Consider the following 21,301-nt stretch of genomic DNA (forward strand, 5'->3'; position numbering starts at 1 on the left):
GGCTCAGACCTCGAAGACGAATTCCGGACGGAACCCGCCTCTCTCGTGGGGATAGCCGCCCGGATTGGCCAGCACCCGTGCCCGGCCGATGCGGTAGTCGAGGGCATCGTGGACGTGACCGTGCAGCCAGTAGTCGGCCTGCGCCACCAGTTCGTCGAGGTTGGAAGCGAAGGCTGGCGACAGCGGGTTGCCGACGAACTGCGGCGGGATCGACAGCGCACTGGGCGCGTGGTGGCTGACCACCAGCGTCGGGCCGTCGTGGGGCCGCGCCAGCTGTTCGGCGAGCCAGTCGCGCGAGGCCTGGTGCAGGGCGATGCTCTGCTCGGGGGTGAAGTCGCCACCGAACCAGTCGATGCAGCTGAAGTCCGGCATCGATTGCAGGGCCAGCTCATGGGCGGGCGCATAGCCGTCCGCGCCATAGAGCTGGAAGTCGGTCCACAGGGTGGCGCCGAGGAAGCGCGCCGGGCCGATCCGCGCTTCGTCGTTTTCCAGGAAGTGGATCTCCAGCGCCCGGGCGATATTGCGCATCGCCTGGGTCAGGTCGGTCATTTCCGAGGAGTAGAACTCATGGTTGCCGGCGACGTAGACGATCTCGCTGTCGGCGAAGGTCTCGCGGGCCCAGTGCAGGCCTTCCAGGTGGCTGTGGATATCGCCGGCCAGCACCACCACGTCGGCCTCGACCTCTGGCAGTTGGCGTCGCCCGTCGAAATGTTCGTGGTGGAGGTCGGACAGCAGGCGGATCTTCATGGCACGGCTCGGCGGTAGGCGCGGCGGACCAGCATAGCTCCGCCCACCCCGGGGTTGAAGGCCGACAACGATTGACGCAGGTCATGGCTGTGCGGGAAAACCTCGCTGGCCTCGCTAATTCCCCCATGAAGTTAAGGGACAATTAAGACTGGACGCGCAGGGTTCATTCCAGCGATTCGCGCGTTCTGTCGGGGAGTGGTGCCAATGAAACTGTTATGGGGAGTTCTCGCCGCCGCGCTGGCGGCCTGGGGCCTGACGCTGGCCGTCGATCCGCCGGCGAGCCTGGACATCTGGGTGGTGCGCAAGCAGGCGATCCTGCTTACCGGGGTAGCGTCCTTCGCCCTGATGTCGTTGATCATGCTGCTGGCGGTGCGTCCGGTCTGGCTGGAGAAGCCGCTGGACGGGCTCGACCGCATGTACCGCCTGCACAAGTGGGCGGGCATCCTGGCCATCGTCCTCGGCCTGTTGCACTACCTGCTGGAGTTGGCCGGCCCCTGGCTGGCGGGTATCGTCGGCAAACCGGTGAAAGGCCCGCGGGTGGAAACCTTCCTCGATGTCTTCCGTGGCTCGGCCAAGGAGTTGGGTGAATGGTCGGCGTGGATTCTCGGCGGGATGCTGCTGGTCACTCTCTGGCAGCGCTTCCCGTATCACCTCTGGCGTTATGTGCACAAGGCGTTGGCCCTGGTCTACCTGGTACTGGCCTTCCATTCCGTGGTGCTCGCCCCGGCCAGCTACTGGAGCCAGCCGGCCGGTTGGCTGGTGGCGGCCTGCGCACTGCTCGGTTCGGCCTGCGCACTGTTGTCTCTGAGCGGGCGGATCGGTCGCACGCGTCGCCATGCGGGCGTGGTCACCGCCGTCGAGCGGCACGGCGAAAGCCTGCTCGAGGTGACCTGCCGGCTGCAGGGCGACTGGTCGCACAGGGCCGGGCAGTTCGCCTTTCTCACCTGCGACCGCCTGGAGGGTGCCCATCCGTTCACCATCGCCAGCGCCGACCGCGGCTGCGGCGAGGTGCGCTTCAGCATCAAGGCGTTGGGCGACTACACCCGGCGCCTGCAGGACAACCTGGAGGTCGGCGCCAGGGTCGAGGTGGAGGGGCCATACGGCTGCTTCGACTTCCGCCGTGGCCTGGCCGGGCGGCAGGTCTGGGTCGCCGCCGGGATCGGCGTGACGCCGTTCATCGCCTGGCTGGAGTCGCTGCAGGCCGCGCCGGAAAGCGCGCCATCGGTGGAGCTGCACTATTGCGTGCGCAATTCCCAGGAAGCGCTGTTCGCCGGGCGCTTGCGCGAGCTTTGCGAACACCTGCCCAGCGTGACCCTGCACATCCGCTATAGCGACGAGCAGGGCAAGCCGCAGGCGGCGCAACTGGGCGTGCTGAAGAGCGCCGAAGGACGCTGGCCGAGCGTCTGGTTCTGCGGTCCGCAGGGGCTGGCCGACAGCCTGCGCCGCGATCTGCGCCGGCAGGGCATGCCGCTGCGGCTGTTCCACCAGGAAGCCTTCCGCATGCGCTGAGCCTGCCGGAAACGAAAAAGCCCCGCCGAAGCGGGGCTTTTTATCGCGCGGTCGCTCAGAGGCCGGCGGCGTCGCGCAGGAGAGCGGCCTTGTCGGTCTTCTCCCAGGTGAACGCGGTGAAGGTATCGCCGTCCACGGTCAGCTCGAACGGATGACGACCGAAGTGGCCGTAGGCCGCGGTCGGCTGGTACATCGGGTGGAGCAGGTCGAGCATCTTGGTGATCGCGTACGGGCGCAGGTCGAAGTGCTCGCGGACCAGTTGCACGATCTTCTCGTCGCTGACCTTGCCGGTGCCGAAGGTGTTGATCGAGATCGAGGTCGGCTGGGCCACGCCGATGGCGTAGGAAACCTGGATCTCGCAACGCTCGGCGAGGCCGGCGGCGACGATGTTCTTCGCCACGTAGCGGCCGGCGTAGGCGGCGGAGCGGTCGACCTTGGACGGGTCCTTGCCGGAGAACGCGCCGCCGCCGTGGCGGGCCATGCCGCCGTAGGAGTCGACGATGATCTTGCGTCCGGTCAGGCCGCAGTCGCCGACCGGGCCGCCGATCACGAAGTTGCCGGTCGGGTTGATGTGGAACTGGGTGTCCTTGTGCAGCAGCTCGGCCGGCAGCACCTGCTTGATGATCAGCTCCATCACGCCGTCGCGCAGGTCGTTATAGGAGACTTCCGGGTTGTGCTGGGTGGACAGCACCACCGCATCGATGCCGACCACCTTGCCGCCTTCGTAGCGGCAGGTCACCTGGGACTTGGCGTCCGGGCGCAGCCATGGCAGCAGGCCGGACTTGCGCGCCTCGGCCTGGCGCTCGACCAGGCGGTGGGAGAAGCAGATCGGCGCCGGCATCAGCACGTCGGTCTCGTTGCTGGCGTAGCCGAACATCAGGCCCTGGTCGCCGGCGCCCTGGTCTTCCGGCTTGGCCCGGTCGACGCCCTGGTTGATGTCCACCGACTGCTTGCCGATGATGTTCAGCACGCCGCAGGTGGCACCATCGAAGCCGACGTCGGAGCTGTCGTAGCCGATGTCGATGATGACCTTGCGCACCAGCTCTTCCAGGTCGACCCAGGCGGAGGTGGTGACTTCACCGGCGATGATCGCCACGCCGGTCTTGACCAGGGTTTCGCATGCCACGCGAGCGTACTTGTCCTTGGCGATGATGGCGTCCAGCACCGCGTCGGAGATCTGGTCCGCGATCTTGTCCGGATGGCCTTCGGACACGGACTCGGAGGTGAAAACGGAATATTCGCTCATCAATCGGTTCCTACATTACCGGTGGGTGAGGCGGCTTTCGGATGCATCCCTGGCGAAGTGCCGGACCTGGATCTGGAAGCCATTGCGTAAACCAATGTAAAGACTCTCGCCGGGCGTGAGCCCTGCGGCGTCGGCCCACTGGGCCAGGTCCTCCTGTTCGAAACCCAACCAGAGGTCGCCGCAGGCCTCCCTGGCCCAGCCCTGGTTGTGCCGGCACAAGTCCGTCACCAGCAGGCTGCCGCCCGGATGGACCAGGCGGGCCAACTGTTTCAGCGCCTCCGCCGGCGCGGCGAAGTGGTGCAGGACCATGTTCAGCACCACGCAATCGGCCGGTTCGGCGGCGTCCTGCAGGGCATCGGCCAATTCCAGGCGGACGTTGCCCAATCCTTCTTCCTTGCAGCGCTGGCGCGCCAGTTCCAGCATCGCCGCGCTGTTGTCCAGCGCCGTGACCTGGCGGAAACGCCTGGCGAGTTCCGGCAGGAATCCGCCGTCCCCCGGGCCGACCTCCAGCGCCGTGGCGCCGGGGGCGAAGGCCAGTGCGTCGAGCAAGGCCAACACGCTCTCACGGTATTGCGGCAGTCCTGCGATCAGGTCCTGCTGGGCCTGGAACTTGTCCGCCGCGCGGGCGAAGAAGTCCTGGCTGACCGCCGCGCGCTGGGCGTGCACGGCATCGATCCGCGCCCGCACGTCGTCGGGTAGCGCCCGTTCGTCCACTTCCTCCAGCAGCGCCGCGTGCAGCGCGCCGCCGGTGCGTTCGGCCAGGGGCAGCGAACGTCGGTAGAAGATCGCGTTGCCCTCGCGGCGCGTCGCCACCAGCCCGGCCTGGGCCAGCACCTTGAGGTGGTGGCTCATGCCCGACTGGCCGATGGCGAAGATCTGCGCCAGCTCCAGCACGCCGAACGAATCGTTGGCCAGGGCGCGCAACACATTCAGTCGCAGCGAGTCGCCAGCCGCCTTGCACAGCGCGGCGAGCGGGTCGTAGTCGTCTGGTCGTATCGAAGGCACGCGAAGGCTCATGGAGGCGCAGTCTAGTACCGGGTCCGAACCCCGGCAATGCCTGTATCAAAAATTTTTGATATTGATGACGGGTGGCCGTCGCGCAATTGCAATCCGGCTGCGCCAGGCTTCTGGCAAAACCGGTCGGCAGCGACATACTGTCCCCCTGCCGATCTGTCATTGCCCCTTGGGCCTTCGGTGGGCGAAAATGGCGCCCTTTTTTTCACTCCTGGTCTTCCGACCAGCAACCCCCGTAGGAGAATTGCGATGCCCAGCCGTCGTGAGCGAGCCAATGCCATCCGTGCACTGAGCATGGATGCCGTGCAGAAAGCCAACAGCGGCCACCCGGGCGCCCCGATGGGCATGGCCGATATCGCCGAGGTCCTCTGGCGCGACTACATGCAGCACAACCCGAGCAACCCGCAGTGGGCCAACCGCGACCGCTTCGTGCTGTCCAACGGCCACGGCTCGATGCTGATCTACTCCCTGCTGCACCTCACCGGGTACGACCTCGGCATCGAGGACCTGAAGAACTTCCGCCAGCTCAACTCGCGCACCCCGGGCCACCCGGAGTACGGCTACACCGCCGGCGTCGAGACCACCACCGGTCCGCTCGGCCAGGGCATCGCCAATGCGGTGGGCATGGCGCTGGCGGAGAAGGTCCTGGCCGCCCAGTTCAACCGCGACGGCCACGCGGTGGTCGACCACTACACCTACGCCTTCCTCGGCGACGGCTGCATGATGGAAGGCATTTCCCATGAGGTCGCCTCGCTGGCCGGCACCCTGCGCCTGAACAAGCTGATCGCCTTCTACGACGACAACGGCATTTCCATCGACGGCGAGGTCCACGGCTGGTTCACCGACGACACCCCGAAGCGCTTCGAGGCCTATGGCTGGCAAGTGATCCGCAACGTCGACGGGCATGACGCCGACGAGATCAAGACCGCCATCGATACCGCGCGCAAGAGCGACCAGCCGACCCTGATCTGCTGCAAGACCGTGATCGGTTTCGGCTCGCCGAACAAGCAGGGCAAGGAAGAGTGCCACGGCGCGCCGCTGGGCGCCGACGAGATCGCCGCGACCCGCGCCGCGCTGGGCTGGGAGCACGCTCCGTTCGAGATCCCGGCGCAGATCTACGCCGAGTGGGACGCCAAGGAATCCGGCGCCGCCCAGGAAGCCGAGTGGAACAAGCGTTTCGCCGCCTACCAGGCTGCCCATCCGGAACTGGCCGCCGAATTGCTGCGCCGCCTGAAGGGCGAGCTGCCGGCCGACTTCGCCGAGAAGGTCGCGGCCTACGTCGCCGATGTTGCCAACAAGGGTGAGACCATCGCCAGCCGCAAGGCCAGCCAGAACGCGCTGAACGCCTTCGGCCCGTTGCTGCCGGAGCTGCTCGGCGGTTCCGCCGACCTGGCCGGCTCCAACCTGACCCTGTGGAAGGGCTGCAAGGGCGTCAGCGCCGACGACGCCGCCGGCAACTACGTGTTCTACGGCGTGCGCGAATTCGGCATGAGCGCGATCATGAATGGCGTCGCCCTGCACGGCGGTTTCATTCCCTACGGTGCGACCTTCCTGATCTTCATGGAATACGCGCGCAACGCCGTGCGCATGTCCGCACTGATGAAGCAGCGCGTGCTCTACGTGTTCACCCACGACTCCATCGGCCTCGGCGAGGACGGCCCGACCCACCAGCCGATCGAACAACTGGCCAGCCTGCGCCTGACCCCGAACCTGGACACCTGGCGCCCGGCCGACGCGGTCGAGTCGGCGGTGGCCTGGAAGCATGCCATCGAGCGCGCCGACGGTCCGTCCGCGCTGATCTTCTCCCGCCAGAACCTGCCGCACCAGGCGCGCGACGTCGCCCAGGTGGCCGACATCGCCCGCGGCGGCTACGTGCTGAAGGACTGCGAAGGCGAGCCGGAACTGATCCTGATCGCCACCGGTTCGGAAGTCGGCCTGGCCGTGCAGGCCTACGACAAGCTCAGCGAGCAGGGCCGCAAGGTCCGCGTGGTATCGATGCCATGCACCAGCGTCTACGAGCAGCAGGACGAGTCCTACAAGCAGTCCGTGCTGCCGGTGGAAGTCGGCGCGCGCATCGCCATCGAGGCCGCCCATGCCGACTACTGGTACAAGTACGTCGGTCTCGACGGGCGCATCATCGGCATGACCAGCTTCGGCGAGTCGGCGCCGGCCCCGGCGCTGTTCGAGCACTTCGGCTTCACCCTGGACAACGTCCTGGCGGTGGCCGAGGAGCTGCTGGAAGACTGATGCACACGCTCTACTGGCGGGACCTCGAAAGCCCCGCCAATGGCGAATGGCTGGGCCTCGCGGTCCAGGTGGAGGGCGCCCATCGGGCGCCCTCTTTCCTTCATCTGCAATCCGGCGGCCAGGCCCGCATTCGCCTGATGCGTGGCGATCAGCCGCTGCTCTGGGCCACCCAGTTGCCGTACCACGATGGCATCTGGCTGGTGAAGAGCCTGGTCGCGGCGAGCCCGGCGCAGGCCAGCGTGCCGCCCATCGACTCGCCGACCCTGGAAGCGTTGCGCGGCCTGCGCGGCGAGGCCCGCTACAAGGCCTGGAGCCGCTATTTCGTCGAGACCCTGCGTACCAGCCCGGGCAGTTGCCTGGAGGCCGGGCGCTGGTTGCTGCGCCTGTCGCTCGCCGAGCAGGTGCCCGCCTGGCAGCCACCGCAGAGCCACGATCCGCGCGAACGGGTGCTGGAACGCTGGCGCTACCGCAGCGTCGGGCGCGACGCACTGTTGCCGGACTGGCGCTTCTACAGCCTGGAGAAGGTCCTCGACGACGACTGGGTGCAGTGGCTCGACTGGTGGGGGCGCGACAACGACGCCCTGATCGCCCTGCGCCGGGTCGAGGATGACGAGGGGCGGGTCAAGTGGTGGCGCAAGAAGGCCCGCGAAGGCGAGCTGCCGCCGGTGCTGGCGCTGCGCCTGAACTGCCTGGATGCCTGCGTGATCCTCGATGGCCACTGCCGGCTGCGCGCCGGCCTGCTGGAGAACGTCGCGCCGGAGATCCTGGTGCTCTGTGCCTACGACGAGCAGCCGATGCCGGTGGATACGGCGCAGCGCGAACGGGTGCTGCAATCGCTGGCGCAGCGGGTCGACGCGCCGGTGCGCCGTGGACGCCGGCCGCTGGATAGCGAACAGCTCAACCAGGTGCTGCTGCGCCTGTTCGACGACCGTCCCTGGCCGCGAGTGCTGACCCGTGCCCGCGCGGTGCTGAAGGAAGAACAGTGGTGCGCGGAAGTGCGCGACTGGCTGGCCGCCCGCGAGCGTCTGGACGCGCTGGAGCCGATCATCCGTCGCGTCGAGTAGCGCGCCAGCGCCGCAGCCATTCCAGGCCTGCCGAGGTGTCGCCGCGCGGACGGTACTCGCAGCCGATCCAGCCCTGGTAGCCGAGCCGGTCGAGTAGCTCGAACAGGTAGGGGTAGTTCACTTCGTTGTCGTCATCCGGCTCGTGGCGGTCGGGTACCCCGGCGATCTGGACGTGGCCGATATTGCCGATGTCGCGACGCAGGGTGGTGGCCAGGTCGCCCTCGACGATCTGGCAGTGGTAGCAGTCGAACTGTACCTGCAGGTTGTCCGCGCCGACCTCGCGGCAGATGGCCTGGGCGTCGTCCTGGCGGGTGAGGAAGAAGCCCGGCATGTCGCGGTTGTTGATCGGCTCTATGAGCACCGTCAGCCCGGCGCCGGCGGCTTCGCGGGCGGCATGGGCGAGGTTGTCGAGGTAGGTCTCGCGGTGGCGGATGCGGTCGGCGCCGGCCGGCAGCAGTCCGGCCATGACATGGATGTGGCGGTTGCCGAGGACCTGGGCATAGTCGATGGCCTGGGCGATGGCGCGGCGGAATTCGGCCTCGCGCCCCGGCAGGCTGGCCAGGCCGCGCTCGCCCTTGTCCCAGTCGCCGGGTGCGGCATTGAACAGCACCTGGCGCAGGCCGTGGTCGTCCAGCCGGGCCTTCAGTTCGGCCGCAGGGTAGGGCATAGGGGAACAGGTACTCCACGCCCTCGAAGCCGTCCGCGGCGGCGGCGGCGAAGCGTTCGAGGAAGTCGTGGCGGGGGTAGAGCATGCTGAGGTTGGCGGCGAAGCGGGGCATCTGGCGCTCCTGGCGGTCGGTGAATGCGGGCGAGCCTTGCACAACGGAACGCGGTCGCGCCAGCCAGGTGTCGCATGAATCGTTTCAGCGCCTGCACGCGAGCCGTTGCCGCGGCGCACGCCGCGCCGCGCGGGTCGCGGACGGTTCCCAGGCGGGCCCATCCCCCGCATAATTGGCGCCTTTCACTGGCCCCTTGCCGGAGCTATCCCTGCCGATGTCCACCCCGCCTTTTCGCGTCGCGCTCAATGGCTATGGCCGTATCGGCCGCTGCGTCCTGCGCGCGCTGCACGAGCGCCCGGAGCAACTGGGCTTCGAGATCGTCGCGCTGAACGACCTGGCCGACCAGGCCAGCGTCGAGTACCTGACCCGCTTCGACTCCACCCATGGCCGCTTTCCCGGCGAAGTGAAGGTCGACGGCGACTGCCTGCACATCAACGGCGATTGCGTGAAGGTGCTGCGCAGCCCGACTCCGGAGGCCATCGACTGGCAGGCGCTGCGGGTCGACCTGGTGCTGGAGTGCTCCGGCCAGTACACCAACCGCGCCCAGGCCGAGCGTTTCCTCCGCGCCGGCGCGCCGCGGGTGCTGTTCTCGCAGCCGATGGCGAGCGAGGCGGACATCGACGCCACCATCGTCTATGGGGTCAACCAGCAGGACCTCAGCGGCCGCGAAACGCTGGTCTCCAACGCCTCCTGCACGACCAATTGCGGGGTGCCGCTGCTCAAGCTGCTGAACGAGGCGATCGGCCTGGAATACGTGTCGATCACCACCATCCACTCGGCGATGAACGACCAGCCGGTGATCGACGCCTACCACCATGAGGACCTGCGCCGTACCCGTTCGGCGTTCCAGTCGGTGATCCCGGTGTCCACCGGTCTGGCGCGCGGCATCGAACGCCTGTTGCCGGAACTTGCCGGGCGCATCCAGGCCAAAGCCATACGCGTGCCCACGGTGAACGTCTCGGCGCTGGACATCACCCTGCAGACTTCCCGCGACACCTCCGCCGCCGAGATCAACCGGGTGCTTCGCGAGGCTGCCGAAAGCGGCCCGCTGCGCGGACTGCTGGCTTATACCGAGCTGCCGCACGCCAGTTGCGATTTCAACCACGACCCCCATTCGGCCATCGTCGATGGCAGCCAGACCCGCGTTTCCGGGCCTCGCCTGGTCAACTTGCTGGCCTGGTTCGACAACGAATGGGGATTCGCCAACCGTATGCTCGACGTCGCCGGACACTACCTGCGCGCCGCCGTGCCTGATCAACAAGTACCCAAGGACTGATTGTCATGACCGTGTTGAAGATGACTGACCTCGACCTCAAAGGTAAGCGCGTGCTGATCCGCGAGGACCTCAACGTGCCCGTGAAGGACGGCCAGGTGCAGAGCGATGCACGGATCAAGGCCGCCCTGCCGACCCTCAAGCTGGCCCTGGAGAAGGGCGCGGCGGTGATGGTCTGCTCGCACCTGGGCCGACCGACCGAGGGCGAGTTCTCCGCCGAGAACAGCCTGAAGCCGGTGGCCGAGTACCTGTCCAAGGCCCTGGGCCGCGAAGTGCCGCTGCTGGCCGACTACCTCGACGGCGTCGAGGTCAAGGCGGGCGACCTGGTGCTGTTCGAGAACGTGCGCTTCAACAAGGGCGAGAAGAAGAACGCCGACGAGCTGGCGCAGAAGTACGCCGCGCTGTGCGACGTGTTCGTGATGGATGCCTTCGGTACCGCCCACCGCGCCGAGGGGTCGACCCACGGCGTGGCCAGGTTCGCCAAGGTCGCCGCCGCCGGCCCGCTGCTGGCCGCCGAACTGGACGCGCTGGGCAAGGCGCTGGACAACCCGGCGCGGCCGATGGCGGCGATCGTCGCCGGCTCCAAGGTTTCCACCAAGCTCGACGTGCTGAACAGCCTGGCCGGCATCTGCGACCAGCTGATCGTCGGCGGCGGCATCGCCAACACCTTCCTCGCCGCGGCCGGACACAAGGTCGGCAAGTCGCTGTACGAGGCCGACCTGGTCGAGACCGCCAAGGCCATCGCCGCCAAGGTCAAGGTGCCGCTGCCGGTGGACGTGGTGGTGGCCAAGGAATTCGCCGAGAGCGCCGTGGCGACCGTCAAGGCCATCGCCGAGGTCGCCGACGACGACATGATCCTCGACATCGGCCCGCAGACCGCCGCGCAGTTCGCCGAGCTGCTGAAGACCTCGAAGACCATCCTGTGGAACGGTCCGGTCGGGGTGTTCGAGTTCGACCAGTTCGGCGAGGGCACCCGTACCCTGGCCAATGCCATCGCCGATAGCGCGGCGTTCTCCATCGCCGGCGGCGGCGATACCCTGGCGGCGATCGACAAGTACGGCATCGCCGAGCGGATCTCCTATATTTCCACCGGTGGCGGCGCGTTCCTCGAGTTCGTCGAGGGCAAGGTCCTGCCGGCCGTGGAAATCCTGGAGCAGCGCGCCAAGGGCTGACGCAGACGGGGCAAACCATTCGCCGTCCTCGGGGGTCACACCTTTGAGGACGACGAAAAAAGGAGGTGCCCCATGCGTTCCGTAACCTTGCCACTCCTGATGTTCTGCCTGGGCCTGGCCGCCTGTAGCGGCGATGGCGGTCGACGCCCGAGCACCTGCGAGGTGATCAGTCCGCCGGACGTGATGGTGCCGACCGAGCAGAACCGCCAGCGGGTCGAGCAGCAGAGCAGCGGCGATCCGACCGCCGGACAAAAGCCGGTGGAATGCCCGTAGTGCTTTTCTGCCAGTTTCTACGGAAAGGGCTGGGGATTCGCCAGCGTACGCAGTAGCATTGCGCCTTTCCTGTGACAGGCAAGGCCAGCCGGCCGCCGCGCGGGCCGCTTGCGGCCCGGCGAGGTGCGGCGGAGCGTTCCGCACGGATGGAGGATGGACATGAACTACTCGCGTATCGCCCTGTTCGGCGGCTTCGCCGCCGCGGCGCTGCTGGCCGGCTGCTCCGCTTCCTCCGGCAAGCCGGGCGGCAAGGACTGGACCCGCTGGACCTGCGACAGCAAGGCGGTGATCGAATGGCGCTATATCGACGGCAGCAAGAACATCGTCGACCTGCGCCTGAAGGACGAGGACGACGTGGTCCACCACTTGGAGCAGGAACCTGCGGCCGTCGGCGCTTTCTATAGCGACGGACGCCTGGGCTTCCACCTGGAGAACGACGAAGGCCTGGTGTACTGGGTCGAAACCGACGACCTCATCGGTCGCGGTTGCAAGGCGCGCTGAGTCGCGCCGGCAGGGGCGCGGCGCCGCGACCGCTCCTCGCAAGGAACTTGAACCGGGCCTGCCCCTGCGGCAGGCTTCTGAATCACTGAACGACCCCGCGATTGGGAGATACGAGAACCATGGCACTCATCAGCATGCGCCAGATGCTGGATCACGCCGCCGAATTCGGCTACGGCGTGCCGGCCTTCAACGTCAACAACCTCGAGCAGATGCGCGCCATCATGGAAGCGGCGGACAAGACCGATTCGCCCGTGATCGTCCAGGCTTCCGCCGGTGCTCGCAAATACGCCGGCGCGCCCTTCCTGCGCCACCTGATCCTCGCCGCGATCGAAGAATTCCCGCACATCCCGGTGGTCATGCACCAGGATCACGGCACCAGTCCCGACGTCTGCCAGCGTTCCATCCAGCTGGGCTTCAGCTCGGTGATGATGGACGGCTCCCTGCGTGAAGACGGCAAGACCCCTGCCGACTACGACTACAACGTCCGTGTGACCCAGCAGACCGTGGCGTTCGCCCATGCCTGCGGCGTGTCCGTGGAAGGCGAGCTGGGCTGCCTGGGTTCCCTGGAAACCGGCATGGCCGGCGAGGAAGACGGCGTCGGCGCGGAAGGCGTGCTGGACCACAGCCAGTTGCTGACCGATCCGGAAGAAGCCGCCGACTTCGTGAAGAAGACCAAGGTCGACGCCCTGGCCATCGCCATCGGCACCAGCCACGGCGCCTACAAGTTCACCAAGCCGCCGACCGGGGACACCCTGTCGATCCAGCGCATCAAGGAAATCCACGCGCGCATCCCGGACACCCACCTGGTGATGCACGGCTCTTCCTCGGTACCGCAGGACTGGCTGGCAATCATCAACGAGTACGGCGGCGAGATCAAAGAGACCTACGGCGTGCCGGTCGAGGAAATCGTCGAGGGCATCAAGTACGGCGTGCGCAAGGTGAACATCGACACCGACCTGCGCCTGGCCTCCACCGGTGCCATCCGCCGCTTCCTGGCGCAGAACCCGAGCGAGTTCGACCCGCGCAAGTACTTCTCCAAGACCGTCGAGGCCATGCGCGACATCTGCATCGCTCGCTACGAAGCCTTCGGCACCGCCGGCAACGCTTCCAAGATCAAGCCGATCTCCCTGGAAGGCATGTTCCAGCGCTACGCTCGCGGCGAGCTGGATCCGAAGGTCAACTAAGCGCCTTCGTTCGAACGGGAGCCCCGCTGGTCGGGGCTCTTGCACATCCGCCCCGGGGAAATCCGATGCGCCGCTGGCTCCTTACCCTGCCGTTCCTGCTGCTGGCCGGTTGCGCTGGCCTGCACGCGCCGTCCCGCGACGTCGAGGAGGCCGCGTCGCCGAGCGTAGCGCGCGATCCCGCCGACCCGCAGGATTGCCTGGCGCGCAGCGACTGCACGACCAAGACTTCGCGCACCCTGCTGTTCGTCTTCGACTATGCAGAGGCCGGCGGCGAACTGGTGGTGCGCGACGGCCGCCAACTGGAAACCCCGCCGGCGCCGCAACGCTCCACCTGGCCGGCGTTGCGCATCCAGCTGGCCGAGCCGGTCAACGGTCGCTTCGAGTTCGAGAGCCCCTGCCTGCGCAAGAGCGGCAAGGGTTGCCGCTACAGCCAGGCTATGCTGCTGAAGGTCTACCGCAGCTACCTGGTCGGCAAGCCTTGCTCGCTGCTCAGTCCTCGCGCAGTGAAACGCTGCGTCGACCCGGCGGCGACCGCCGCGCGGCGCTGAGTCAGGGCTGCAGGTCGAACAGCGCCTTGCCGTCCATGTCGAACGGCGCCGAGAAATGCTCGTGGATCACCTTCCAGCCGTCGCCGTGCTTGCGGTAGCCGGCGCTGACCCGCATCCACGAGGAGTGCGGCTGGCCGTCCGGGCCGGTGCCGCCGCAGTGGCAGAGGTAGTGGGCGAAGGCGACCTGCGGGTCGGCATGGATCTGCAGTTCGGCGATATCGAAGGTCATCGGTCCTTTGCACATCTCGGTGCAGGCCTGCCAGTGCTTCTGGTAGGCGTCGCGCCCCTTGAATTGCAATTGCAGGATGGCGTCGAAGGCGACGATGTCCTCCGCGTAGTACGAGACGATGCGCGGAACGTCGCTGGCGCGGACGGCGGCTCGCCAGTCTTCGATCAATTGGCGGATGGCGCTGACTTCGCTGCTCATGGCTGACTCCTGGTTGTGGCGGGGGACGCCGGCGTGTGCCGGGATGCTTTTACCCTGGTCGTCGGGTGGGCCTTCGGATCGACAATAGCCTCTTCCCCGAGAGGTCCACGAAGCCCCTGACCAATGGCTGCGAGCCACGCCGCGCAAGGCTTTGAACCGTTCGTCTGGAATTCGTGGGAAAACCGCTGTGCTATACCTCGGGCTTTCCCTGCCGCCCAGGAGGTCCCTCATGTCGTCCGTACACAGCGCCGCCCAGCAAGGTTTCAGCGCCGAGGCCCAGCGTTACGCCCAGGGCCGGCCCGAGTATCCGGAAGCGCTCTCCGACTGGTTGCGCGATGCCCTTGGCCTGCGTCCGCAGACCGTCGCGGTGGATCTCGGCGCCGGTACCGGCAAGTTCACCCGCCTGCTGGCCCGTACCGGCGCGCGAGTGGTCGCGGTGGAACCGGTGGATGCGATGCGCGCCCAGCTCGCCGAAGCCTTGCCGCAGGTCCAGGCGCTGGCCGGTAGCGCCCAGTCGATTCCGCTGGCCAACGGCTTCGCCGACGCCCTGGTGTGCGCACAGGCCTTCCATTGGTTCGCCACCGTGGAGGCGCTGGAGGAAATGCGCCGCGTGCTGACGGCGGAAGGAGGCAGGCTGGGGCTGGTGTGGAACGTGCGTGACGAGTCGCTGGATTGGGTCGCCGAGATCACCCGCATCATCACCCCCTACGAAGGCGATGCGCCGCGTTTCTACAAGGGCGACTGGCGTCGGCCGTTCGAGCGCGCGCCCTTCGGACCGCTGCGACTTTCCACCTTCGCCTACGAGCATGTCGGCCCGCCGGAGCAGGTGATCGTCTCGCGCTTCCTTTCGGTGAGCTTCATCGCCGCCTTGCCGGAGACGGAAAAGAACGCCGTGGCGGCGCAATTGCGCGAGCTGGTCGCCAGCCATCCGGCGCTCAAGGGGAGGGAGCAGGTAGCGCTGCCCTATCGCACCGAGGCCTATCTGGCCGAGGCGCGCTAGGCGTACTGCCCCGCCGCATAACCCGAGGCCCAGGCCCACTGGAAGTTGAAGCCGCCGAGGTGGCCGCTGACGTCCAGTACTTCGCCGACGAAATACAGCCCCGGCGAGCGCTGCGACTCCATGGTCTTCGACGACACTTCGTCGGTGCTCACCCCGCCCAGGGTCACTTCCGCGGTGCGGTAGCCCTCGGTGCCCGAGGGCGTGACCCGCCAGGCCGAAAGCTGCCCGGCGATACCCGCCAGTTCGGTCGGGGTGTACTGTTTCATCGGCTTGGAGACGAACCAGCGGTCGGCCAGCAGTCCGGCGAGCTTCTTGGTGAACAGCTCGGCGAGCAGGGTCTTCAGCTCGCTGTTGGGACGCTCGCGCTGTTGCTGCGCCAGCCATTCGCTGGCGTCGTGGTCCGGCAGCAGGTCGATTTCCAGGGTATCGCCCGGTTGCCAGTAGGAGGAAATCTGCAACATCGCCGGGCCGCTGAGGCCGCGATGGGTGAACAGCAGGTTCTCGCGGAACACTTGGCCGTTGCAGCTCACCCGGCAATCCACGGAGGTGCCGGAAAGCTCGGCGCACAGCTCCTTCAACTGGTCGGTGATGGTGAACGGCACCAGCCCGGCGCGGGTCGGCAGCACCTCGTGGCCGAACTGGCGCGCCACCTGGTAGCCGAAACCGCTGGCGCCGAGGGTCGGGATCGACAGGCCGCCGCTGGCGATCACCAGCGACTCGCAGCGCATCTCGCCGGCGCTGGTACGCAGGTGGTAGCCGGCGTCGTCGCGGGCGATCTCTTCGATCGAGGTGTCCAGCAGGATTTCCGCTCCGGCCTCGGCGCATTCGCGCAGCAGCATCTCGAGGATGTCGCTGGACTTGTTGTCGCAGAACAGCTGGCCGAGTTTCTTCTCGTGGTACGGCACCTGGTGCTTGGCCACCAGGCCGATGAAGTCCCACTGGGTGTAGCGGGCCAGCGCCGACTTGCAGAAGTGCGGGTTGCGCGAAAGGAAGTTGGCCGGCTCGGTGTACAGGTTGGTGAAATTGCAGCGCCCGCCGCCGGACATGAGGATCTTCTTGCCGGCCTTGTTGGCGTGGTCGAGTACCCGCACGCGGCGCCCGCGTCCGGCCGCCGTCATCGCACACATCAGCCCGGCCGCCCCGGCGCCAACGATCAGCACATCTGTACTTGCCACTGTCCCACTCCGCTCATCGGAAACGGCGCGCATCTTACCCGAAGCGGCGGTCGGCCGCCGGAGCTCCCGACGCGGTACACTGGGCGTTTTCCGCGAACCGCCGGACCCGTGCATGATCCCCCTCAAGTACCTCCAGGCCTATCCCGCATCGCTGCAGGACCAGGTCCGCCAGTTGATCGCCGAGAACCGCCTGGGCGAGTACCTCGAGCGCCGCTACCCGGGGCGTCACGATGTGCAGAGCGACAAGGCGCTGTACGCCTACACCATGAACCTCAAGCAGGAACACCTGCGCAACGCGCCGGGCCTGGACAAGGTGCTCTACGACAACAAGCTCGACGTGGTCCAGCGCGCCCTCGGCCTGCACACCGCGATCTCGCGGGTGCAGGGCGGCAAGCTCAAGGCGAAGAAGGAAATCCGCGTGGCTTCCCTGTTCAAGGACGCCGCCCCGGAGTTCCTGCGGATGATCGTCGTCCACGAACTCGCCCACCTGAAGGAAAGCGAGCACAACAAGGCGTTCTACCAGCTCTGCCAGTACATGCTGCCGGACTATCACCAACTGGAGTTCGACCTGCGGGTGTACCTGACCTGGAAGAGTCTCTGACGCCCGGTTACGGCGTTCCCAGCGTCACTCGGCTCTCGCGGCGCAGGCGCGCCACGGTCTCCGGCAGTTCGCGCATGTGCTCGACGATGGCGATGGCGCCCAGCTCGCGCAGTACCTGGGCGTGCCCGGCGGGAATGTGCCCGGCGCCGACGAAGCCGATCACCCGCATCCCCGCGGCGAGGGCGGCGCGGGTGCCGGTGCTGCTGTCTTCCACCACCAGGCAACGCTCGGGGGCGACGCCGAGCAGGCTGGCGGCGTGCAGGTAGACGTCGGGTGCGGGCTTGGGCAGGGCGACCATATCGGCGCTGGCCAGGCGTTCGCCGATCAGTTCGCTGAGCCCGGCGCGCGCCAGCGAGCGCTCCAGGCTGTGGCGGCGGCTGTTGGAGGCCACCGCGACGGGCAGGTCCAGGGCCAGCAGCGCCTCGCGTGCGCCGGGAATGGGTTGGACCTGGGCGACCATCTCCTCGCTGCGCTGGCGCACCTCGCGGTTGAAGCTGTCGGGGATGCGCAGGCCGAAGTGCTTCTCGACGCGATCGAGGATGTCGCGGCTGGTCAGGCCGAAGGTGCCTTCCAGCAGGCGCTGCAGCTCCTCCAGCGGCGCGTAGGCGCTGAGCGCCTCGTACATCACGCGCTCGGCGATGACCTCGCTGTCGACCAGGACGCCGTCGCAGTCGGAAATCAGTGCGTCGATGGGATGGGGCATGGGCTACCTCGCTGCGGGCGTTGGCGCAGGGCGCCGGAGTGGGAGCGAGGCATTCTAACCCCGGTCAGGGGCGGGAAGGGAAACAGGGAGCGGGAGAACGCCGGGCCGTGCGGCCCGGCGGGAAGGAATCAGGCGATGCCTTTCGGGTTCTGGCCGTACTGGTTCTGGCCGGCGTCGCTGTCCTTGGCCAGCAGGTAGATCAGGTACAGGCCGACGATCGGGATCAGCGCGATCAGCATCCACCAGCCGCTCTTGTTGATGTCGTGCAGACGCCGGGCGGTGACGCCCAGGGCCGGCAGCAGCACGGCGAGCGAGTAGAGATTGGCGATCGGCAGGAGCTTTTCACTGATCAGGCCGAGCACGACGCTCAGCGCGACGGAGATGATGATGTTCACCAGGGTGAACATCCAGTATTCCTTGCGACGGGCACGCCCGTTGAAGTCGAAGTAGTGTTCCTTCACGCATTTCAGAAACCATTCCATGTTTGCCTCCTGGGCGTACTGGTAAAGCGGGAGAGTGGGTGCCGCGACAAGTACCCCCGCGCCTCCTTGCCGGGAAAGCACAGTGTAGCCGTACTGTCAGTGAATTCGTACAGGATGTTGCGAAAATCATTCACATTGCATAGCAGCGGATCGCCGAAATGTGCGCCGGTAGCGCTTTCAGCGAGCGGGGTCGGCCTGGCGGCGGAAACGGCCGGGCGATTCGCCGAAGGCCTGGCGGAAATTGCGGGAAAACGCCGCCTCCGACTGGTAGCCGGTCTCGGCGGCGATATCCAGCAGGCTCTTCTGCGTTTGTCGCAGCAGGCCGCGAGCCTTCTCCATGCGGATGCGGGTCAGCAGGTTCCACGGCGAGGTTCCGCCGAGGGCGGAGAAGGCGCGGACGAAACTGGCCCGCGACATCGCCGCCTGCTGGGCAAGCTGTTCCAGGGTCCAGGCATGCTCCGGGCGTTCCAGCATGGCCCGCAGGGCTCGTCCCAGGCGGGCGTCGCCCAGCAGGCCGAACAGGCCGTCGCCCAGCGGTTGGCGGTCCAGGTAGGCGCGCAGGGCCAGGGCGAACAGCGCGGTGGCCAGCGCGTCGATGATCGAGCGGGCGCCGCTGCGGGTGCTCTCGGCTTCCTCGCGCATCAACCCGATCAGCGCGCGCAGGGGCTGCTGGGTCGACTCGTCCATATGCACCAGCAGGCGCTCGGGGAGCGCGCCGAACAGGCTGGCGCCGGCGTGATAGCGGTAGCTGCCGCAAAGCATGTCGAGGGCCTCGCCGGGGCCGTTCAACTGGTACAGCGGGATGCTGCCGCGGTGCTCTACGGTGGGTTCGCAGGGTTGCGCCGGGCTGTCGCTGCGCAGGAGGTGCGGGGTGCCGCGTGGCAACAGGATCAGGTCGCCGGGATGCAGGTCGAGGCGACCGCCATCGAGGAATTCGCAATAGCAGGTGCCGGCCATGACGATATGGAAGGTCGCCTCGCCGGGCACCGCTTGCGGGTGCTCCAGCGCCCAGCTGCCCTGTAGCTGGCAGCGCTGGTCGAGGCGGCCCTGCAGGTTGGCGAGCTGGATGAGCCGGTCGAGTGGGTCCATGGGATGAGCCGATCAGGTCGAAAGTAGAGACGCATGGGCAGGCGGCGCGGTCCAGACTGGTCGAGACTGGTAACCCGACGCGCCACTCCCGGCGCGAAAGCAACGGAGAATATCACCATGCTGAACAACTGGACCGAGTTCGTCCCCGCCGTGAAAAAAGCCTTCGGTGCCCTGGGCAAGCAACACCCGAAGATGCTCGCCGCCTATGGCGCGCTGGAGGAAGCCAGCGCCGAGGGCGCCCTGGATGCCAAGACCCGCGAACTGATCTCCATCGCCGTGGCCATTACCACCCGTTGCGACGGTTGCATCGGCGTGCACACCGAGGCCGCGCTGAAGGCCGGCGCCAGCGAGGCGGAAATCGCCCAGACCCTGGCTACCGCCATCTCCCTGAATGCCGGCGCCGCCTATGTCTATTCGCTGCGCGCGCTGGAAGCCTACGACCAGTTCAAAAAGTGAGGCCGTACAGGCGCTGCAGGTAGAACAGCAACCCCAGCCAGGCCACCAGGGCCAGCCAGCCCAGCCCCAGCAGGCCCTTGCGCAGCAGCGTCGAGGGCCTGCCGTGGAGCAGGTCGACCAGGCTCAGCACGCCGCCGAGCAGCAGCAGGCCGAGCAGCGCCTGGGTGTACTGGGCGAAACTCGGCGACAACGCCTCGTCGCCGTGGGCGGCATAGTTGTACAGGTTCCAGGCGCAGATCAGCGTCGCCGGCAGCAGCGCCAGCAGCGCGCCGAGCCAGCGCCCGCGGACATGCAGGAGGAAGCCCGCGAGCAGGCCGACCAGCCCGGTACCCAGCGGTAGCAGCGCCAGGCCCTGGCTGAGGTAGACCAGGTCGACGCCGTCGGCGAGCGCCATCGGGGTGACGAAACGGTAGCTGCCGCTGGCGCAGAGCAGCACCGAAAGCAGCAACAGGGCGTAGCCCGGCAGGTACGGCCAGAAGGCGGGACGCGGGGGCAGGTCGGACATGGATGTTCCTTGCGGGTTGTCCGCTCGCATGAGCGTAGGCTCAAGCGTACCGCTGCGCGTGACAGGCGGCGAGTACCGTTGCGGTTGAACCCTCCGCGAATGGCGGGAGTCAGTCATAGGGTGACGCGAAAAAACGCCGGCTCACGCGCCGGACACCGTATCGACCCTGGACCAAGGAGTTCCGTTCATGGACCTGATCCGCATCCTCATCGCCATCCTCCTGCCGCCGCTGGGCGTGTTCCTGCAAGTCGGCTTCGGCGGCGCCTTCTGGCTGAACATCCTGCTCACCCTGCTCGGCTACATCCCGGGCATCGTCCACGCGGTGTACATCATCGCCAAGCGTTGAGGCCCCTGCTCAGGCGTAGTTCCATGGTTCCTTCACGGTGAAGTCCCGCCACGGGTCTTCGCCGTGGAAGGGGCCGACATAGAGCACCTCGCCGCCCCGGACGATCCATTCCATACCGTGTTCGCGGTCCCATTCGCAGTTCAGCGACAGGTGGATCACCGCTTCGTCGCCCTGTTCCGGGTCGGGCACGATCAGCTCGCCCGGTTCGATCCGTTCCAGCACCCCGCGCGCCGGCGCGACTTCCTCCGCAGACTCGCCCAGCCGCTCCAGGCGCGCGGCGCGGTAGCGCAGGCTGGCGGCACAAAGCCGCTCGACCACGGCGTCATCCAGTTCGTCGAGGGCTCGGGCGCAGCGCCAGGCGTAGGCGTCGTCGGCCTCGTTCTCGATGAACAGGCTGATGTAGCGCCGGTACAGGCGCCAATACACTTCGCCCATGTTCGCATCGTCCAGGTTGCGGATCAGTTCCATGCGTGGTCTCCCTGTTCAGCAGCGTTCGGTGAGGGCGATGCCACGGCCGTCGCCGAAGCCATCGTGTACGTGCAGCCATAGCGGGATCGGCCAGGCCCAGCCGCCGGCCTTCCACCAGCACTCGGCGAACCAGGCTTGCAGCGTATCGGCGAGCAGGTCGACGCCGCCGAAGCCGTCGGCGAAATAGGCTTCGTCGAAATCCGGGGCATGTCCCAGGCCGAGCGCCAGGTCCAGCGCCTTGCCGGGAAACAGGCGCGGGTCGCTGGCGTCCACCCGGTTGCTGGCGCCATTCAGGTACAACCACGCTTCCGCTGCGTCGCGTCCGTCCTCGCCGAGGAACAGTTGGATCTCGCCGTCGCGCAGTCCTTCCTCCAGGGGTTGCCGGAGCAGCTCGCGCAGGCGCTGGATCACGCCCGGCGCGGCGCGTTGCAGGTCGCGGCGGTAGCGCTCGCGGAATTGTTCGGGGCTGAGGCCGAAAGGAATCATGGGCGT

24 protein-coding genes and 1 pseudogene are annotated in these 21,301 nt (G+C 67.3%); 13 read left to right on the forward strand and 12 right to left on the reverse strand.

Annotated features, from left to right (window positions below):
• Nucleotides 1-3: 3 nt before the first annotated feature.
• Nucleotides 4-747 (reverse strand): metallophosphoesterase, encoded by a 744-nt coding sequence (locus LE197_RS31835; protein WP_003101593.1) that lies wholly within the window; start codon nt 745-747, stop codon nt 4-6.
• Nucleotides 748-951: 204 nt separating this feature from the next.
• Between LE197_RS31835 and LE197_RS31840 the strand changes: the two genes are divergently transcribed.
• A complete protein-coding gene (locus LE197_RS31840; protein WP_003101595.1) occupies nt 952-2,256 on the forward strand; it encodes a ferric reductase-like transmembrane domain-containing protein in 1,305 nt (434 codons plus the stop codon).
• A gap of 55 nt (nt 2,257-2,311) precedes the next feature.
• Here the strand turns inward: LE197_RS31840 and metK are convergent, their stop codons facing one another.
• On the reverse strand, nt 2,312-3,502 hold the full coding sequence (gene metK, locus LE197_RS31845) for a methionine adenosyltransferase (protein WP_003084948.1): 1,191 nt from the start codon (nt 3,500-3,502) through the stop codon (nt 2,312-2,314).
• 15 nt (nt 3,503-3,517) lie between these two features.
• Nucleotides 3,518-4,519 (reverse strand): ArsR/SmtB family transcription factor, encoded by a 1,002-nt coding sequence (locus LE197_RS31850; RefSeq protein WP_003113231.1) that lies wholly within the window; start codon nt 4,517-4,519, stop codon nt 3,518-3,520.
• A gap of 246 nt (nt 4,520-4,765) precedes the next feature.
• Between LE197_RS31850 and tkt the strand changes: the two genes are divergently transcribed.
• Both tkt and LE197_RS31860 read left to right on the forward strand, forming a co-directional pair.
• The gene (tkt, locus tag LE197_RS31855; protein ID WP_033981675.1) at nt 4,766-6,763 is read left to right on the forward strand and encodes a transketolase; all 1,998 of its coding nucleotides are present in this window, start codon (nt 4,766-4,768) and stop codon (nt 6,761-6,763) included.
• Nucleotides 6,763-7,827 (forward strand): hypothetical protein, encoded by a 1,065-nt coding sequence (locus tag LE197_RS31860; RefSeq protein WP_003101600.1) that lies wholly within the window; start codon nt 6,763-6,765, stop codon nt 7,825-7,827. Before tkt ends, LE197_RS31860 begins: the two co-directional genes overlap by 1 nt.
• Here the strand turns inward: LE197_RS31860 and otnI are convergent.
• Nucleotides 7,808-8,606, reverse strand: a pseudogene (gene otnI / locus LE197_RS31865) (2-oxo-tetronate isomerase). The gene LE197_RS31860 and the pseudogene otnI sit on opposite strands and share 20 nt — an antisense overlap.
• Nucleotides 8,607-8,820: 214 nt before the next feature.
• Between otnI and epd the strand changes: the two are divergent.
• The 6 genes from epd (at nt 8,821) to LE197_RS31895 (ending at nt 13,557) form a co-directional block, all read left to right on the forward strand.
• Nucleotides 8,821-9,882, forward strand: coding sequence for an erythrose-4-phosphate dehydrogenase (gene epd, locus LE197_RS31870; protein WP_003084958.1), 1,062 nt, complete (start codon nt 8,821-8,823; stop codon nt 9,880-9,882).
• Nucleotides 9,883-9,887: 5 nt separating this feature from the next.
• Entirely contained in the window at nt 9,888-11,051 is a 1,164-nt protein-coding gene (locus LE197_RS31875; protein WP_003101603.1) for a phosphoglycerate kinase, read from the forward strand.
• 72 nt (nt 11,052-11,123) lie between these two features.
• Nucleotides 11,124-11,324, forward strand: a complete 201-nt coding sequence (locus LE197_RS31880; RefSeq protein ID WP_003084961.1) for a hypothetical protein — start codon at nt 11,124-11,126, stop codon at nt 11,322-11,324.
• A gap of 159 nt (nt 11,325-11,483) precedes the next feature.
• Complete coding sequence (locus tag LE197_RS31885; protein ID WP_003113229.1) at nt 11,484-11,825, forward strand: MliC family protein; 342 nt, start codon at nt 11,484-11,486, stop codon at nt 11,823-11,825.
• A gap of 119 nt (nt 11,826-11,944) precedes the next feature.
• Nucleotides 11,945-13,009: a class II fructose-bisphosphate aldolase gene (fba, locus tag LE197_RS31890; RefSeq protein WP_003084964.1), complete on the forward strand. Its 1,065-nt coding sequence runs from the start codon at nt 11,945-11,947 to the stop codon at nt 13,007-13,009.
• A 65-nt stretch (nt 13,010-13,074) separates the two neighbouring features.
• Nucleotides 13,075-13,557 (forward strand): hypothetical protein, encoded by a 483-nt coding sequence (locus LE197_RS31895; protein ID WP_003113228.1) that lies wholly within the window; start codon nt 13,075-13,077, stop codon nt 13,555-13,557.
• Nucleotide 13,558: 1 nt separating this feature from the next.
• On the opposite strand, the gene LE197_RS31900 is transcribed toward LE197_RS31895, so the two are convergent.
• Nucleotides 13,559-13,984 carry a YybH family protein gene (locus tag LE197_RS31900; protein WP_003101606.1) on the reverse strand — a complete coding sequence of 142 codons (426 nt, stop codon included), beginning with the start codon at nt 13,982-13,984 and terminating at the stop codon, nt 13,559-13,561.
• Nucleotides 13,985-14,213: 229 nt separating this feature from the next.
• On the opposite strand from LE197_RS31900, the gene LE197_RS31905 reads away from it, so the two are divergent.
• Nucleotides 14,214-14,984, forward strand: coding sequence for a class I SAM-dependent methyltransferase (locus LE197_RS31905; protein WP_004352211.1), 771 nt, complete (start codon nt 14,214-14,216; stop codon nt 14,982-14,984).
• On the opposite strand, the gene LE197_RS31910 is transcribed toward LE197_RS31905, so the two are convergent.
• Nucleotides 14,981-16,159, reverse strand: a complete 1,179-nt coding sequence (locus LE197_RS31910; protein WP_003101608.1) for an NAD(P)/FAD-dependent oxidoreductase — start codon at nt 16,157-16,159, stop codon at nt 14,981-14,983. The two genes, LE197_RS31905 and LE197_RS31910, sit on opposite strands and share 4 nt — an antisense overlap.
• Before the next feature lie 112 nt (nt 16,160-16,271).
• Here LE197_RS31910 and LE197_RS31915 point away from each other — a divergent pair, with 112 nt between their 5' ends.
• Nucleotides 16,272-16,760, forward strand: coding sequence for a M48 family metallopeptidase (locus tag LE197_RS31915; protein WP_003084971.1), 489 nt, complete (start codon nt 16,272-16,274; stop codon nt 16,758-16,760).
• A 7-nt stretch (nt 16,761-16,767) separates the two neighbouring features.
• On the opposite strand, the gene LE197_RS31920 is transcribed toward LE197_RS31915, so the two are convergent.
• The 3 genes from LE197_RS31920 to LE197_RS31930 all read right to left on the reverse strand — a co-directional run bounded on the left by LE197_RS31920 (nt 16,768) and on the right by LE197_RS31930 (nt 19,034).
• Nucleotides 16,768-17,463: an HAD family hydrolase gene (locus LE197_RS31920; RefSeq protein ID WP_016852401.1), complete on the reverse strand. Its 696-nt coding sequence runs from the start codon at nt 17,461-17,463 to the stop codon at nt 16,768-16,770.
• A gap of 128 nt (nt 17,464-17,591) precedes the next feature.
• Nucleotides 17,592-17,945: a DUF805 domain-containing protein gene (locus tag LE197_RS31925; protein WP_003084974.1), complete on the reverse strand. Its 354-nt coding sequence runs from the start codon at nt 17,943-17,945 to the stop codon at nt 17,592-17,594.
• A gap of 177 nt (nt 17,946-18,122) precedes the next feature.
• Nucleotides 18,123-19,034, reverse strand: a complete 912-nt coding sequence (locus tag LE197_RS31930; RefSeq protein ID WP_003117946.1) for an AraC family transcriptional regulator — start codon at nt 19,032-19,034, stop codon at nt 18,123-18,125.
• A 117-nt stretch (nt 19,035-19,151) separates the two neighbouring features.
• On the opposite strand from LE197_RS31930, the gene LE197_RS31935 reads away from it, so the two are divergent.
• Nucleotides 19,152-19,490, forward strand: a complete 339-nt coding sequence (locus LE197_RS31935) for a carboxymuconolactone decarboxylase family protein (RefSeq protein WP_003084980.1) — start codon at nt 19,152-19,154, stop codon at nt 19,488-19,490.
• On the opposite strand, the gene LE197_RS31940 is transcribed toward LE197_RS31935, so the two are convergent.
• Nucleotides 19,480-19,995 (reverse strand): hypothetical protein, encoded by a 516-nt coding sequence (locus LE197_RS31940; RefSeq protein ID WP_003117947.1) that lies wholly within the window; start codon nt 19,993-19,995, stop codon nt 19,480-19,482. The genes LE197_RS31935 and LE197_RS31940 overlap by 11 nt on opposite strands.
• 187 nt (nt 19,996-20,182) lie before the next feature.
• On the opposite strand from LE197_RS31940, the gene LE197_RS31945 reads away from it, so the two are divergent.
• Complete coding sequence (locus tag LE197_RS31945; RefSeq protein ID WP_003084988.1) at nt 20,183-20,341, forward strand: YqaE/Pmp3 family membrane protein; 159 nt, start codon at nt 20,183-20,185, stop codon at nt 20,339-20,341.
• A 9-nt stretch (nt 20,342-20,350) separates the two neighbouring features.
• On the opposite strand, the gene LE197_RS31950 is transcribed toward LE197_RS31945, so the two are convergent.
• Entirely contained in the window at nt 20,351-20,809 is a 459-nt protein-coding gene (locus LE197_RS31950) for a DUF6985 domain-containing protein (RefSeq protein WP_003084991.1), read from the reverse strand.
• A 15-nt stretch (nt 20,810-20,824) separates the two neighbouring features.
• Entirely contained in the window at nt 20,825-21,295 is a 471-nt protein-coding gene (locus tag LE197_RS31955; protein ID WP_003099612.1) for a hypothetical protein, read from the reverse strand.
• Nucleotides 21,296-21,301: the final 6 nt, after the last annotated feature.

The organism is Pseudomonas sp. PS1(2021) (assembly GCF_020405165.1).
GTDB classification, from domain to species: Bacteria; Pseudomonadota; Gammaproteobacteria; order Pseudomonadales; family Pseudomonadaceae; genus Pseudomonas; species Pseudomonas aeruginosa.

What these genes read in the sequence shown, in the direction of transcription:
- LE197_RS31835 (WP_003101593.1), bottom strand. Translation starts at nt 747, where the DNA reads ATGAAGATCCGCCTGCTGTCCGACCTCCACCACGAACATTTCGACGGG.
- LE197_RS31840 (WP_003101595.1), top strand. Translation starts at nt 952, where the DNA reads ATGAAACTGTTATGGGGAGTTCTCGCCGCCGCGCTGGCGGCCTGGGGC.
- metK (WP_003084948.1), bottom strand. Translation starts at nt 3,502, where the DNA reads ATGAGCGAATATTCCGTTTTCACCTCCGAGTCCGTGTCCGAAGGCCAT.
- LE197_RS31850 (WP_003113231.1), bottom strand. Translation starts at nt 4,519, where the DNA reads ATGAGCCTTCGCGTGCCTTCGATACGACCAGACGACTACGACCCGCTC.
- tkt (WP_033981675.1), top strand. Translation starts at nt 4,766, where the DNA reads ATGCCCAGCCGTCGTGAGCGAGCCAATGCCATCCGTGCACTGAGCATG.
- LE197_RS31860 (WP_003101600.1), top strand. Translation starts at nt 6,763, where the DNA reads ATGCACACGCTCTACTGGCGGGACCTCGAAAGCCCCGCCAATGGCGAA.
- epd (WP_003084958.1), top strand. Translation starts at nt 8,821, where the DNA reads ATGTCCACCCCGCCTTTTCGCGTCGCGCTCAATGGCTATGGCCGTATC.
- LE197_RS31875 (WP_003101603.1), top strand. Translation starts at nt 9,888, where the DNA reads ATGACCGTGTTGAAGATGACTGACCTCGACCTCAAAGGTAAGCGCGTG.
- LE197_RS31880 (WP_003084961.1), top strand. Translation starts at nt 11,124, where the DNA reads ATGCGTTCCGTAACCTTGCCACTCCTGATGTTCTGCCTGGGCCTGGCC.
- LE197_RS31885 (WP_003113229.1), top strand. Translation starts at nt 11,484, where the DNA reads ATGAACTACTCGCGTATCGCCCTGTTCGGCGGCTTCGCCGCCGCGGCG.
- fba (WP_003084964.1), top strand. Translation starts at nt 11,945, where the DNA reads ATGGCACTCATCAGCATGCGCCAGATGCTGGATCACGCCGCCGAATTC.
- LE197_RS31895 (WP_003113228.1), top strand. Translation starts at nt 13,075, where the DNA reads ATGCGCCGCTGGCTCCTTACCCTGCCGTTCCTGCTGCTGGCCGGTTGC.
- LE197_RS31900 (WP_003101606.1), bottom strand. Translation starts at nt 13,984, where the DNA reads ATGAGCAGCGAAGTCAGCGCCATCCGCCAATTGATCGAAGACTGGCGA.
- LE197_RS31905 (WP_004352211.1), top strand. Translation starts at nt 14,214, where the DNA reads ATGTCGTCCGTACACAGCGCCGCCCAGCAAGGTTTCAGCGCCGAGGCC.
- LE197_RS31915 (WP_003084971.1), top strand. Translation starts at nt 16,272, where the DNA reads ATGATCCCCCTCAAGTACCTCCAGGCCTATCCCGCATCGCTGCAGGAC.
- LE197_RS31920 (WP_016852401.1), bottom strand. Translation starts at nt 17,463, where the DNA reads ATGCCCCATCCCATCGACGCACTGATTTCCGACTGCGACGGCGTCCTG.
- LE197_RS31925 (WP_003084974.1), bottom strand. Translation starts at nt 17,945, where the DNA reads ATGGAATGGTTTCTGAAATGCGTGAAGGAACACTACTTCGACTTCAAC.
- LE197_RS31930 (WP_003117946.1), bottom strand. Translation starts at nt 19,034, where the DNA reads ATGGACCCACTCGACCGGCTCATCCAGCTCGCCAACCTGCAGGGCCGC.
- LE197_RS31935 (WP_003084980.1), top strand. Translation starts at nt 19,152, where the DNA reads ATGCTGAACAACTGGACCGAGTTCGTCCCCGCCGTGAAAAAAGCCTTC.
- LE197_RS31940 (WP_003117947.1), bottom strand. Translation starts at nt 19,995, where the DNA reads ATGTCCGACCTGCCCCCGCGTCCCGCCTTCTGGCCGTACCTGCCGGGC.
- LE197_RS31945 (WP_003084988.1), top strand. Translation starts at nt 20,183, where the DNA reads ATGGACCTGATCCGCATCCTCATCGCCATCCTCCTGCCGCCGCTGGGC.
- LE197_RS31950 (WP_003084991.1), bottom strand. Translation starts at nt 20,809, where the DNA reads ATGGAACTGATCCGCAACCTGGACGATGCGAACATGGGCGAAGTGTAT.
- LE197_RS31955 (WP_003099612.1), bottom strand. Translation starts at nt 21,295, where the DNA reads ATGATTCCTTTCGGCCTCAGCCCCGAACAATTCCGCGAGCGCTACCGC.